Origin of the sequence: Mycetocola sp. (genome assembly GCF_025464835.1) — a bacterium.
Taxonomy (GTDB): Bacteria; Actinomycetota; Actinomycetes; order Actinomycetales; family Microbacteriaceae; genus Mycetocola_A.
In genome coordinates, this window is record NZ_JAODMP010000045.1 from 21,794 (window position 1) to 34,756 (window position 12,963).

Genomic DNA, 12,963 nt, shown 5'->3' on the forward strand with positions numbered 1-12,963 from the left:
GCACGGGGCCACCGGTCACACGTTCGATCGGGGGCGGAGAATGCAGAACTCGTTCCCTTCCGGGTCGCGGAGGACCTGCCATTCGCCACCGTCGTAGACGTCGTCTGCAAGCGTCGCGCCGAAACTGAGCGCCTCAGCGATCGCAGCGTCGTAAACGCGGCTGCGGAGGTCGAGGTGGAGTCGGTTCTTGCCCGACTTCGGTTCGGGAACCTTGAGGAAATCGAAGCGCACATTGCTGCCGTTGCGCCGGAGTTCCGCGTTCCCGTCCGTGTCGAGAACCACTTGCCCACCCAGGAGCTTCTGCCAGAACGTCGCGAGCGCTCCGGGGTCGGCACAGTCGATGGCGAGGGCTGCGACGCCAGAAATGGAGGAGCTCATGGCTTCCATGAGAGCACCACCGTGGGTCGTGGTCAACGGGCTCCGACGCGAACTACGCTGGGAACATGGCTCCCGAATTCGCCCACGAACCGGATGCGCACCGGTACACCCTCCGTCTCGGCGATGAACTCGTCTGCGTGGCGGGCTACACGGTGCGCCCCGGCGAGATGTACTTCACTCACACGTACACGTCACCGTCGCGCCGGGGGAACGGGTTTGCGGCATCCCTCATCGAGTTCGCGGTGAACGATGTGGCCGCCACAACGGATCTGCGGATCGTACCGACCTGCTCCTTCGTCGCGGACTGGTTTGAGCAGCATCCGGATCGCACCGAGCTGCTCCGGCGGGCGGCGGCCGTCTAGCTCCGACTACGGCTGCTGCGGCTCGACGAGGGTGATGAACGCACTCAGCTCCGTGATGCCGTGCGCGGTGACGGGCAGGTAGTCCGTCAGCGCCGGCGAGTACACCAGGTAAGCGGCCCACTTCGCACGCGAGATCGCCACGTTGAGCCGGTTCTTGAGGATGAGGAAGCCCATCCCCCGTGGCACTTCGGTCGGGGCGGATGCCGCAAGGGTCACGATCGCGATCGCCGCCTCCTGCCCCTGGAATTTGTCGACGGTTCCCACCCGAACCCGGTCGAGCCCCGCGGCGGCGAGAGCGTCACGCGCGAGCGCCACCTGAGCGTTGTACGGCGAGACGACGATGATGTCGTCCTGCCCGAGGGGGTCGTCGGCGCGAGACGCGGTCGGGTCGGTCCAGGCGCGGCCCATCGCTGCACGCACCAGCTCGACGACACGGTCGACCTCCTCGATCGACGACACGGCATTGCCGGCGTGTTCGACGGCTTCGACGTGCAGTCCAGGTGCGATACCGTCGAGGCGCCGGGTGGACGTCACTTCGTGGGCGTGCAGCTCGCCCTCGTAGGAGAGGCGAGAGACCGGCTCGGTGACCGCCGGATGCATCCGCCGGCTCTCGGCGAGGAAGTAACCGAGCTCAGCCGGCAGGACGTCGTGGCCGTCACTGACCCAGCCGAGGGCCGAGGTGTCGATCGGCTCCGGGTGCAGGCCCTGGCTGACCTGCGGCAGCTGCTGAGGGTCGCCGAGCAAAAGCAGGTTGCGAGCCGCGACGCTGGCCGCGATGGTGAACGCGAGCGAGTACTGCCCTGCCTCATCGATGACGAGGAGGTCAAGCGAGTGCCGCGGGAACCTCGCCTTGTTACTGAAGTCCCAGGCGGTGCCTCCGAGCACGAAGCCAGTGGCATCGTGCTCGGCAGCGAACAGCAGCTGGCCGTTGGAGTCGAGGACGGTGAACGGGACCTCAGCAGCATCCGCCCCGTTCTTCTGCACCTTGGCGGCGAGCTCGGCGGGCAGGCCGGCTTTGACCACGGCGCCGAGCAGGTTCTCGACGACGGCGTGAGATTGGGCGACGACACCGATCTTCCAGCCGTGATCACGGACCAGCGCGGTGATGACGTGCGCGCCGAGGTAGGTCTTGCCCGTACCGGGCGGGCCCTGAACGGCGAGGTAGGACGAGTCGAGGTCGAGGACGCTGGCGATCACCGCGTCGATACGGTCGCCCGTCACAGGGGCAAGCGCCCCTGACCGGGTACGGGGCGGGGTACGGCGGAGAATGTCGACGACCGGGTCCATCGGCCATCCCGGTGCGGCGTCGACGATGGCCTGCGCCCATTCCTCGATCGCCGGTTTCTGCTGCCCGGCAGGAGGCGGCGCGGCAGGGGTGAGGGCGATCGGCAGCGTGTCGAACGGTTCCACTCCGGTCTGCAGGGTCTCCTCGACGAGGGCACCCCGGTCGTCGACCTCGAGAACCCTCACAGTGCGGCTGGGTCGCGAGCCGGGGTCTCCGGTCGTCGCTTCGAACGGGCCGGGGTGCTCGTACAGCACGTAGGGGCCCGCTTGCTCGCCTGGCTTGACGCTCGATCCTGGACCCCACTTCCCGGTGAGGCGCACCCATCGCCGGTCGGTACGTTGCTTGCCCTCGCGGAACCACGGCCGCTCGAGAAGCGCGCCGTCGTCATCGACGACGAGCACGTCGCGAGTGTCGGCCCAGGTCTCGACGTCCTGGATCAGCCGTGCGAAGTGACCCCACCAGAAGCTCTTCTGCTCACGCTGGTGGTAGTCGATGGCAGCTGCGGCGAAGGCGGCAGCCGTCTGGTCCGCCGAGCGGCCGGCTGCGAGCCGATCACCGGCGAGCGCGAGGAGGGCATAACGGAGCGGAGACGGCGCGATCTCGGGCACCGAGTCCTTCGCTTCGTGCAGCGTTCCCGGCAGGATGCCGTGCTCACGGCCGCGTTCAAGAAGCCAGTCCCGCAGGCGCAGTGTCGACACGCAGTCGTACCGGTTGTAGTCGGCGATTTCGTCGAGTTTGCGCTGGCCGGCGGTTTCGTCGCCGTGCGCGGCGAGCTCGCGGGCATCCGCGTATTCGGTGATCGACGCGGCAGCGTTGGTGACATCTCCTGTGCGCAGTTCGTCGCCCATGTACAGCGGCTCGAGCTTCTTGATCGAGTAGGAGCGGGACCCAACCCGAACGCTCTTCTTCACCATCGGATACAGGTCGACGAGAACGTTGTCGCGCAGCAGCTGGTCGACTTCGTCTTCGCCCTCGCCGTGCCTGGCGGCGATCGACGACAGGTGCGTGCGTTCGTATGACGCGTAGTGATAGATATGCAGATTTGGGAATGTACGTCGTCGCTCGGCCACGAAGTCGAGGAACCTGCGCAGAGCGACGCGTTCCTCAGCGAAGGAGTGCGCCCAGACCGCGGTGAACTTCTCGGAAACGTCGACGAGCCCGAAGAGATAATCGAGGCCCCATGAACGGGCGTTCCCTTCCGTGTAGAGCGGGTCACCCTCGAAGTCGAAGAAGATGTCGCCGGGGTCCGGTTCCGGCAGCGCGGCCAGGGCCTGCGGGTGAAAGACCCGCACTGGAGGCGGCGTGTGGTCCTCCGGCGATGTCGGCCCCTCGAGCTGGAGCTTCGCCTGGAGACGCAGACCCGCCAGGGTGGTTCTCCCGATGCCTTCGACGTCGGCGGTCGAATCCGCGAGCTCTTCGATCGTGGTGATGCCGTTCTGGGCCAGCCTGGTGCGCTGGGTGACCCGCAGCCCGCCGACGAGCAGCACGTCGCGGGTGGACTGGATCTCTGCTTCGCAGGTTTCACACCGGCCACAGATGGCGTACCGCGCATCGCGCCATTCGACGGCGGCGTCATCGTCGAATCGTTCAGCGATGATCCGCTGCAGGCGCTGCTCGCGCTTGAGGTACACGGGCAGGATGTCGCTCACCCGGTGCTCGCTCGTCATCCCGTTGCCGAGCAGCAGCTGCACGGTATCTGCCGGTTCGACGCCGATCTGGCGCAACTGCTGCACGTAAGCGGCCAGCTGAAGAAGCGCCGTCACCTTGGCGGATCGGGCGAGCTTGGTGTCCTGAACCAGATAGCGGCCGTCTGGTTGCCGCACGATGAAATCGGCGAAACCCACGAACCGCCCGTCGAAGAACGTGGCCTGGAAGACGACGTCTGCTCCGCTCTCGAACGCGCGCCGGGTTGCGGCAACAGCCTCGGCCAGGGCCTCGCGGGTCAGCTCCTCAGGGCGCTGGATCTCGACAACGCCAGCACCGAACTGCGCCCGGTACGCGTCGAGAACGCGAGCCTCGTGTTCATCACCGAGCCGCCCCGTGCGAGCGAGCATCGCATCGACGACCTCCTCGACGCGCTCGGTGCGGCCCAGCTTCGCATCGAGCTTGCGCAGGAACGCGAATTCGCACTTCGACGCCGTGGTGAGATCGCTCGCGCTCGTCACGAGAGTGCCGGTGTTCACCAGCGAACCGGTGGGGGCGGGGTCGTCGAGGAAGAACAATGGATCTCCAATGGTCGGGCAATTCCGAGGGTAGCCGCAGCCACCGACAGCGGGTGAAAGGCTGCAGAAAAGAAGCCTCCCGCGCGCGAGAAGCCCTTCCGGCCGAGGCACGCCTGGCGTACCGTTGAGCCATGGACACGAGCGACGGCGTCGTCGCAGAACCGACCGAAACGCCCCTCCCCAAGCGGCGGGGCCAGCCGGCTGACGGCATCCCGGATGGGTCCGGGTCCGACGGCCACCCGGACTCCGACGACGACACCGCGTCCGGCGGTCCCGCCCACTGAACCCGTTAGCACATCCCGTCGGATGCCGCTCCGCTCTATCGCGGACGCCTCCTGGCCGCGTACGGTGGGGCCATGACTGACAACGAGCAGACCGAACACCCGAAGCCCCGCGACCGTTCACATCACGACGAAACTGCGAACCGTCCAGGACAGTCAGCCGACGGCATCCCTGACGGATCAGGCACAAACACGGACACCGGCGACACCGCCGAGGACACTGCGTCCGGGGGCCCCGCCGACTAGCGCTCAAGGGTGAGCGCGGCGTGGACGGCAGCTGGCGAAGTCGAGCGGCGGCAGCCGCAGGCCGAAGGGCGTGAGATCATAGAAGGATGTCGCCCGCCGCCGCTCCCCTGGTGGATGTCACCGACATCATCCGTCTTGTCGGCAACGCCGCGTTCAATCGCGCCACCGCGTACGCGCGGACCGGCGCCGTCACAGCGATCGACTGGGACGACGAATCCAGAAGCCTCACCGCCGAAGTGCACGGCACGTCGCCGCGTCCCTACCGCTGCCGGGTGAGCCTCGCTCCGGCACGCAAGGATTTCAGCCGACCCACCTCCTCCAGCTGCACGTGCCCGATGCACCTTGATTGCAAGCACGTCGCCGCTGCTCTGCTCGCCAGCAACGCCCTCGCGGTCAAGAGCATCGCCCTGCCGCCGTCCGGGCTGACAGATACCGGCGCGCACGATCGCGCCTGGATCGATCGTCAGATGCGCGAAGCAGACGGCTGGTACGACGGTGAGACGACCTGGCCGAGCGCAACTTGGCCGGCCGATGAGCCGACCGCAGCGGCGCCAGCCGATCCGGCGCAGCCCGCGTGGAAATCGGCTGTGGGCGCTCTGACCGGTCAGCCGGCGGCATCCGGAACCGAGCCGACGTCGATGGGCCTGCAGTTCGAACTCCGTGAGCAGACCCCTCGGACCAAGCACCGCTGGAACGGCCCCACCGCCCGAACGGCGAAGACGGCGTCCGACCTCGGCGAATACCGGCTCGGCGTTCGCCCGGTGATCCGTAACGACAAGGGCAACTGGGTGCGCACGAACGTCGGCTGGAACACCTTCAGCTACCAGGTCAACCGGCTCGGCCTTGACCCCGCCCAGCACCGCTGGTTCAGCCAGTTCGCCGCGCTGCACCGGGCCGCCCGCAACGTTTACACCGTCGGCCAGGACCTCGACTGGCTGTACCTCGACGACTTCAACAGCCCACTGCTCTGGAACCTTCTCGAGGAAGCGACCTCGCTCGGCATCGAACTCGTCGGCAGCCGCAAGGACGCCGTCGTCACCATCGGGGCGAACGCCTCGGTGAGCCTCGACGCCTCCGCCGACCCGGACCTGCGCCTCGACGCGACCCTGACCATCGACGGCATCGAGCACCCGACCCAATCGGCGGGGCTGCTCGGCGACCACGGTGTCTACGCGTACTCCCTTGAACCGGCCGCCCGCTTCATCCTCGCTCCGACGCCCAAGCGGCTCACCGAGGAACAGAAGCGTCTCGTCGGCCGCGCCAGCAGCGTGATCGTCCCAGCCGCCGACATCGACGAGTTCCTCACCGAGTTCTACCCGCGGCTGCGGCACACCATCCCGATCACGTCGACGGATGCCACCGTCGAGTTCCCGCCGACGGTGCCGCCGGTGCTCGTCCTCACCGCGGTTTTCTCGGCCAAGCACACCCTCGCGCTGTCCTGGGAATGGGAGTACACAGAGGGCTCAGAGAAGACGCGGATGCCGCTCTACGCGACAGCGCACGACTCCGGCCTCCGGGACCTGCAGCTGGAGCACACCATCGCGGAACGGGCGCGCGCGATCACACCGCTGGAGGCGCAGACCCTGGTCGGATTCGACGCTGCCGAGTTCACCGACAAGATCCTGCCGGGGATCGAGGCGGTGGAGGGGGTGCGTGTCGACGTCACGGGCACACGCCCGGACTACCGGGAACTCACCGAACCCCCGAAGCTCAAGGTCAGCACCGTCGAGACCGATCAGCGCGACTGGTTCGACCTCGGAGTCGTCGTGACGATCGGCGGGCAGAAGATCCCGTTCGGTCCACTGTTCAAGGCCCTGTCGAAGGGGCAGACCAAGCTGCTGCTGGTCGATAACAGTTACCTCTCGCTGCAGCAGCCGGCCTTCGAGCAACTGCACGAGCTCATCGAAGAGGCACGGTCCCTCGCCGAGTGGGACACCGGCATGCGGATCAGCCGGTACCAGTCGAGCCTCTGGGAAGACCTTGAGAATCTCGCCGACGAATCGGAACAGGCGGCGTCATGGAAGGCCGCGGTTACCGGGCTGCGGGAACTCACCACCGTCGAGCAGACCCCGCTGCCCGCAGGCATCCAGGCGACGCTCCGCCCGTACCAGCTCGACGGTTTCGCCTGGCTCGCCTTCCTCTGGAAGCACCAGCTCGGGGGCATCCTCGCCGACGACATGGGCCTCGGCAAGACGCTGCAGACTCTCGCTCTCATGAGCCACGCGAAGGAAGTGACCGAGCCGGCAAAGCGACGCCCGTTCCTCGTCGTCGCGCCGACATCCGTCGTCTCGAACTGGCAGATCGAAGCTCAGCGGTTCGCCCCCGACCTCGACGTTCGCACGATCACCTCGACCCGGGCGAAGAGCGGGCCGGTCGGTGACGTCGGTGGCGCCGATGTCGTGATCACGTCATACACGCTGTTCCGGCTCGATTTCGAGGCATACGCCGAACACGAGTGGGCAGGGCTGATTCTCGACGAAGCCCAGTTCGTGAAGAACCGCACCGCGAAGGTGCACCAGTCGGTCCGCGAGCTCAAGGCGCCGTTCAAACTCGCGATCACCGGCACCCCGATGGAGAACAACCTGCTCGAGCTGTGGTCGCTGTTCGCGATCGTCGCCCCTGGACTGTTCCCATCGGCACGCAAATTCCTCGAAGAGTATGCGAAACCGATCGAGGCCGGCGACCGGCCGGAGCTCCTCACCCGGCTGCGGCGACGCATCCGCCCCCTGATGATGCGCCGCACCAAGGAACTCGTCGCCACCGACCTGCCCGCGAAGCAGGAGCAGGTCCTCACCATCGACCTCAACCCGAAGCACAAGAAGCTGTACGACACGTTCCTGCAGCGGGAGCGGCAGAAACTGCTCGGCCTGCTCGACGACATGGACAAGAACCGGTTCATCGTGTTCCGGTCGCTCACCCTGCTGCGGATGCTCAGCCTCGACGCGTCCCTCGTCGACGAGTCGTACGGCAATGTGCCGTCGTCGAAGCTCGACGCCCTGTTCGAACAGCTCGAGGACGTCCTCGTCGAGGGCCACCGGGCGCTGATCTTCAGCCAGTTCACGTCGTTCCTCGGCAAGGCGGCCGCGCGCCTCGACGCCGCAGGCATCCCGTACGCGTACCTGGACGGCTCGACGACGAAGCGGGCGGATGTCATCAAGAAGTTCAAGGACGGCGTCGCCCCGATCTTCCTGATCAGCCTCAAGGCCGGTGGCTTCGGGCTCAACCTCACCGAAGCGGACTACGTGTTCCTGCTCGACCCGTGGTGGAACCCAGCCACCGAGGCCCAGGCGGTCGACAGAACCCACCGGATCGGTCAGACCAAGAACGTCATGGTCTACCGGATGGTCGCCAACGGCACCATCGAGGAGAAGGTGATGGCGCTGAAGGCGCAGAAGGCGAAACTGTTCAACGCGGTGATGGACGACGACGCCGTCTTCAGCTCCGCCCTGACCGCCGACGACATCCGCGGCCTGCTCGAGGAACCCGAACCGCCGTCGGCGATCGAAAGCGCCGCCGTGGACTTCGCGGTCGCGGACGCCGAAAGACGCTCGCGCTGGACGTCTGCCGACTGAACCGCCCCGCCGTTGGGGTACAGACGGGCGGCCAACGCGGCCTTAGACTCAGCGGATGACAACTGCACCTGCGAGCGGCCGTTCGGATGACCGCGGGTACGACGAGTTCAGCCTCGACTACGACCCGACCTATGCCGGAGAATCCAGCTTCGGTCCCGAGGACTTTCCTCCGAGTTGAGGCGCCTCTCGGTACGCCGCGCTCAGGTGGCCTGCTCGGCGACGCTCGCGAGTTGGGCCCATGGCGCATGGCCTACATCCGCGAGGATCATGCCGATCACGGCCGCCCATACGGTGGACATGCTGGCGGGGAGTTCGGCCACCAGAAACGGCAGCCGCCGCGGCACCGGGCTCCGGAGTACCCCAGCTGAGGCCCAGCGCACGGCCATAGCCGTCAGAATGGGCACGGGCGACGGCGCACATTCGCGCGGCCACCGGCGGCGGACCCTCCGCGGCAGGAGGAGATCATGACCACCATCGCGATCATCGGCGCCGGATACATGGGGCGCACCCATGCCGCAGCGTGGACCGCGCTTGGACACGGCGCAGGCATCCGTTACGTCTGCAGCCGACAAGCGGTCGGAACGTTCGAAGAGGCCCCGCAGGCCCGGGTCGTCACCGACCTCGCCACGGTGCTCGCCGACCCGAAGGTCGATATCGTGTCGATCTGCACCCCGACCTCGACGCACCGCGACATCGCGGTCCGGGCGCTGAATGCCGGCAAGCACGTGCTCCTCGAGAAGCCGATCGCCCTGACGGTGGCCGACGCCCTGGCGATCTCCGCTGCAGCGTCCTCCAGCGACCGGACCCTCATGGTCGCGCACGTCGTCCGCTTCTTCGAGGGCTACCGTCGGGCGCGCGAGGATGTGGACGCCGGACGGATCGGGCCCGTCCTCTCGGCCCGCGCCCGCCGGCTGATCACCAAGCCGGACTCCGCCTGGTGGTACGACGAGTCCGCGTCCGGCGGAGTCGTGGTCGACGTGGGGATCCACGACTTCGACCAGATGAACCTCTTCCTCGGCACGCCGCTCACCGTCACAAGCATCGCCATCGACCCGGTCGGCCCGATCGAGACGACGATCGAGTACCGGTCGGGCGCGATCGGCCAGGTGCTCACTTTCGCCGGTGTGCCTGCCGGGGCGCCGTTCACGACCTCGCTGAACCTCGTCGGCTCCGACGGCATTCTCGACTACGACTTCTCAGCGGATGCCCCGACCGGCTCCGGTGGGACCTCCGGCGTCAACGCGTACCGGCTCGCGACCGCCGACGGGACCGTAAGCACGACTCTGGCGCGGCACGACCACTTCGAGAAGCAGATCGCCTATTTCCTCGACCGTGTGCGGGACGGGAACGACCCCGACTTCAGCCCGACGGCATCCGCTGTTCGTGCGCTTGAAGTGGCACTGGCCGCCCGGCAATCGCTCGTGACCGGTGAGACGGTGCCGCTCGAGGAACGTGCCTGAGCTGCGTCAGGAATCGGCCCACGAGAACCCCAAATTCAGCAGATCCTTGGCGACACGCCGTACAGACGACGCGTCGTACGGCGTGTCGCGCCAAATCTGCTGAATTTGAGGTCACTCCTGACGTCGACGTCACGCTTTGGACGGAGTTTCACGTCGTTGACCTGGACGTTTCCTCATCGCCAATATGCGATCGCTGGACTGTTCGCGGCTCAGACTCCAGACTCGAGTAGCCGGGTTCCGCCGGCTGCCGATGGGAGGGATCCTCGTTGACTTCGATTCGCAGGGGCACGTTGACACTTCCGACCAGCTTGTGGGGCCCGTCGAACCCTTTGCCGAACATCTTCGGGAGCGGCGACATCCACGCTCCGTCCGGCTTCGAGGACGCCGGAGACGACCTCGACGGCGAGGGCGTCGACGAGCGATCGAGCCGGGGTCAGACCGCCATGCCCTACCTCGACCAGGACGGGTACCTGGCCACGGAGGAGCCCGAAGAGCATGAGACGGTCCTGCTGGAGAACGAGTACCTAACGGCAACCTTCCTGCCGGGCCTCGGCGGCCGGCTGTGGTCTCTTGTCGACCGTGCATCCGGCCGGGAGCTGCTCCACCAGAACGAGGCGATCCGGTTCCGCAACCTCGCACTGCGCAACGCGTGGTTCGCCGGCGGCGTCGAGTGGAACATCGGCATGATCGGGCACTCCCCGTTCACCAGCTCCCCGGTCCACACGGCGGCGCTCAGCGGCCCGGACGGTGAAGTGGGGCTTCGCTTCTACGAGTACGAGCGCATCCGCAACGTCACCTTTCGCGTCGACGCCTGGTTGCCGGAGAGCTCCTCGGAACTGCTCATCCGCAGCACCATCTCCAACGACTCCCCGAACGCGACGCCCATGTACTGGTGGTCGAACATGGCAGTCCCCCAACACCAGGAAACACGGGTGCTTGCGCCGGCGGCATCCGCGTGGAGATATGGGCAGGAACGGGTGCTCAGCACGGTTCCGGTGCCGACCGTCGACGGCCTCGACATCACCTGGCCGGCCAGGACCCGAAACACCGTCGACTACTTCTTCGACACAGCAGGCGCGCGGATGCCGTGGATCGCGGCCGTGGACGGCACCGGCTTCGGCGTGGTGCAGGCGTCGACGGAGAACCTCCCCGGTCGCAAGCTGTTCGTCTGGGGACAGGATCCGGGCGGGCGGCACTGGCAGGAATGGGTGTCAGGCTCCGGGTCGTACTGCGAGATCCAGGCAGGGCTCGCCCGCACCCAACTGGAATACCTGCGAATGCCCGCAGAAACGGAGTGGTCATGGGTCGAGGCGTACGGCGCACTGCAGCTCGACGTCGCCGCTCAGTCGGATGACTGGGCCGTGGCGTCGGGTGCCGTCGCCACGAACCTGAACGACCGCAACCTCCTCACCCGGCTGGAGGATCTCCGCGACCGCGACCAATCCGGTGAGCTGCTGGTCGAGGTCATCCCGGGGGGATCCGGCTGGGGCGCCGTGGAAAATGAGCTGCGTCACCACGACGGCCGCAACCCGATCGACCCGGAACGGACCCCGTTCCCAGCGGATGCCGTTGGCCCCGACGAGGTGTACTGGTTGCGTCTGCTCGCTGGCGAGCCCGCAACCGCGGAACTCGACCCGCTTCAGCCGCCGCGCTCGTACCAGATCGACCCCCGTTGGGTTCCGCTGCTCAAGCAGCGGGATGACTGGCTCGCTCTTCTCCACCTGGGTGTGATCGCCGCAGCGGAGGGATCGTTCGCCGAAGCAGGGCTGCTGTGGCAGGCATCCGTCGACCGGACACCGAACCCATGGGCGCTGAGGAACCTCGGCGCGCTGGCCGCTGACCGCGGCAACACCGCCGATGCGGTGCCGTTCTACCTGGCGGCTCACAAGCTGGCTCCTTCGCTGCTGCCGCTGACCCGGGAGCTGCTTACCGTGCTGCACCGTGATGGACGTGCCGCCCAGACGCTCTCCGTGATCGAGTCGCTCCCGGGCGATCAGCGCAACGACGGCCGGGTCCTGCTCGCGGAGGCGCGTGCCGCGCTCGCGACCGGGGACTTCGACCGGTGCCGAAGCATCCTCGATCGCGACCTCGTGGTCCTCGACCTGCGTGAGGGCGATGCGCTGCTTTCGGACGTGTGGGCCGAGTACCAGGCGGCGCTGGGGTCCTCTGAGCCGCTGCCACCGAGGTACGACTTCCGGATGTGACACGTTCCGGTCGCGAGTCGCCCGGTTTCGCGGGTTCCTCGGCCGGCACACCCGTCGAGATGGGCAACTCGCGGAGGATTCTCATGCTCGGGTGTCACCATTCAGGCATGACGGTCACGACGACATCCGTAACGCTGGCGCAGCAGTTGCGCGAAGCGGGCCTCGGCTGGATCCCCGAATCAGGCGACCAGTTCTGCCTGGACACGAGCGAGTTCGAGGGTGAAGTGTTCACGGTCAGCGACATGACGATCGAACCGCACGACTACGACACCGGAACGATCCTCGGCTTCAACGGCACCACCGAATGGGCTCTCGACTCCGTGGCCCTCGAGAAGACCCTGTGGCTACCGCGAGAAGACCAGCTCCGCGAACTCCTCGGGTCGACGTTCAGCTTTCTCCTCCGGGTCGACGAGATGTGGGTCGTCGAAATCGACAGGGGCGGGCAGAAGCTGCGCTTCGACGCCGCGACGGCTCCGGATGCCTACGCGCTGGCCGTTCTCGGCGTGCTGAGCGCGCAGACCGCCTGATCCGCTGGCCTCAGTCACCGCCCACCCTCGTCCGGAACTACGGGGATTCCCCGCGAACAGGCTCAGATTGAGCCGTCCCCAGACGTTCCACAGCGAATCTCCGAAGTTGCAAACGGAACCATCTGAAGCCTCCAGCCCCACCGTTCGGCGCCCAGCGCACCGGCCGCCCGAGCCCTGTCGCCCACCCTCGTCCGGAACTTCGGGGATTCCCCGCGAACAGGCTCAGATTCAGCCGTTCCCAGACGTTCCGCAGCGAATCTCCGAAGTTGCAAACGGAACGGCCTGAAGCCTCCAGCCCCACCGTTCGGCGCCCAGCGCACCGGCCGCCCGAGCCCTGTCGCCCACCCTCGTCCGGAACTTCGAGGATTCCCCGCGAACAGGCTCAGATCGAGCCGTTCCCAGACGATCCGCAACGAATCTCCGAAG

11 protein-coding genes are annotated in these 12,963 nt (G+C 67.1%); 8 read left to right on the top strand and 3 right to left on the bottom strand.

Annotated features, from left to right (window positions below):
- Nucleotides 1-15 precede the first annotated feature (15 nt).
- A complete protein-coding gene (locus JWP90_RS05360) occupies nt 16-378 on the bottom strand; it encodes a VOC family protein (RefSeq protein WP_297360709.1) in 363 nt (120 codons plus the stop codon).
- A gap of 65 nt (nt 379-443) precedes the next feature.
- On the opposite strand from JWP90_RS05360, the gene JWP90_RS05365 reads away from it, so the two are divergent.
- On the top strand, nt 444-740 hold the full coding sequence (locus JWP90_RS05365) for a GNAT family N-acetyltransferase (protein ID WP_297360712.1): 297 nt from the start codon (nt 444-446) through the stop codon (nt 738-740).
- Between the two features lie 6 nt (nt 741-746).
- On the opposite strand, the gene JWP90_RS05370 is transcribed toward JWP90_RS05365, so the two are convergent.
- Complete coding sequence (locus JWP90_RS05370; protein ID WP_297360715.1) at nt 747-4,247, bottom strand: bifunctional RecB family nuclease/DEAD/DEAH box helicase; 3,501 nt, start codon at nt 4,245-4,247, stop codon at nt 747-749.
- A 131-nt stretch (nt 4,248-4,378) separates the two neighbouring features.
- Between JWP90_RS05370 and JWP90_RS05375 the strand changes: the two genes are divergently transcribed.
- The 4 genes from JWP90_RS05375 to JWP90_RS05390 all read left to right on the top strand — a co-directional run bounded on the left by JWP90_RS05375 (nt 4,379) and on the right by JWP90_RS05390 (nt 8,524).
- Nucleotides 4,379-4,531 (top strand): hypothetical protein, encoded by a 153-nt coding sequence (locus JWP90_RS05375; protein WP_297360718.1) that lies wholly within the window; start codon nt 4,379-4,381, stop codon nt 4,529-4,531.
- 72 nt (nt 4,532-4,603) lie between these two features.
- Nucleotides 4,604-4,774 carry a hypothetical protein gene (locus tag JWP90_RS05380; protein WP_297360721.1) on the top strand — a complete coding sequence of 57 codons (171 nt, stop codon included), beginning with the start codon at nt 4,604-4,606 and terminating at the stop codon, nt 4,772-4,774.
- Nucleotides 4,775-4,860: 86 nt separating this feature from the next.
- Entirely contained in the window at nt 4,861-8,346 is a 3,486-nt protein-coding gene (locus tag JWP90_RS05385; RefSeq protein ID WP_297360724.1) for a DEAD/DEAH box helicase, read from the top strand.
- Between the two features lie 55 nt (nt 8,347-8,401).
- Nucleotides 8,402-8,524 (top strand): hypothetical protein, encoded by a 123-nt coding sequence (locus tag JWP90_RS05390; RefSeq protein WP_297360727.1) that lies wholly within the window; start codon nt 8,402-8,404, stop codon nt 8,522-8,524.
- Nucleotides 8,525-8,546: 22 nt separating this feature from the next.
- On the opposite strand, the gene JWP90_RS05395 is transcribed toward JWP90_RS05390, so the two are convergent.
- On the bottom strand, nt 8,547-8,750 hold the full coding sequence (locus JWP90_RS05395) for a hypothetical protein (RefSeq protein ID WP_297360730.1): 204 nt from the start codon (nt 8,748-8,750) through the stop codon (nt 8,547-8,549).
- A 60-nt stretch (nt 8,751-8,810) separates the two neighbouring features.
- On the opposite strand from JWP90_RS05395, the gene JWP90_RS05400 reads away from it, so the two are divergent.
- The 3 genes from JWP90_RS05400 to JWP90_RS05410 all read left to right on the top strand — a co-directional run bounded on the left by JWP90_RS05400 (nt 8,811) and on the right by JWP90_RS05410 (nt 12,537).
- A complete protein-coding gene (locus JWP90_RS05400) occupies nt 8,811-9,806 on the top strand; it encodes a Gfo/Idh/MocA family oxidoreductase (RefSeq protein WP_297360733.1) in 996 nt (331 codons plus the stop codon).
- A 290-nt stretch (nt 9,807-10,096) separates the two neighbouring features.
- Complete coding sequence (locus tag JWP90_RS05405) at nt 10,097-12,010, top strand: DUF5107 domain-containing protein (protein ID WP_297360736.1); 1,914 nt, start codon at nt 10,097-10,099, stop codon at nt 12,008-12,010.
- Between the two features lie 107 nt (nt 12,011-12,117).
- On the top strand, nt 12,118-12,537 hold the full coding sequence (locus JWP90_RS05410) for a hypothetical protein (protein WP_297360739.1): 420 nt from the start codon (nt 12,118-12,120) through the stop codon (nt 12,535-12,537).
- Nucleotides 12,538-12,963: the final 426 nt, after the last annotated feature.

Excerpts from the sequence above, each read along its gene's own strand:
- JWP90_RS05400 (WP_297360733.1), top strand. The coding sequence starts at position 8,811 with ATGACCACCATCGCGATCATCGGCGCCGGATACATGGGGCGCACCCAT.
- JWP90_RS05390 (WP_297360727.1), top strand. The coding sequence starts at position 8,402 with ATGACAACTGCACCTGCGAGCGGCCGTTCGGATGACCGCGGGTACGAC.
- JWP90_RS05380 (WP_297360721.1), top strand. The coding sequence starts at position 4,604 with ATGACTGACAACGAGCAGACCGAACACCCGAAGCCCCGCGACCGTTCA.
- JWP90_RS05385 (WP_297360724.1), top strand. The coding sequence starts at position 4,861 with ATGTCGCCCGCCGCCGCTCCCCTGGTGGATGTCACCGACATCATCCGT.
- JWP90_RS05365 (WP_297360712.1), top strand. The coding sequence starts at position 444 with ATGGCTCCCGAATTCGCCCACGAACCGGATGCGCACCGGTACACCCTC.
- JWP90_RS05360 (WP_297360709.1), bottom strand. The coding sequence starts at position 378 with ATGAGCTCCTCCATTTCTGGCGTCGCAGCCCTCGCCATCGACTGTGCC.
- JWP90_RS05375 (WP_297360718.1), top strand. The coding sequence starts at position 4,379 with ATGGACACGAGCGACGGCGTCGTCGCAGAACCGACCGAAACGCCCCTC.
- JWP90_RS05410 (WP_297360739.1), top strand. The coding sequence starts at position 12,118 with ATGACGGTCACGACGACATCCGTAACGCTGGCGCAGCAGTTGCGCGAA.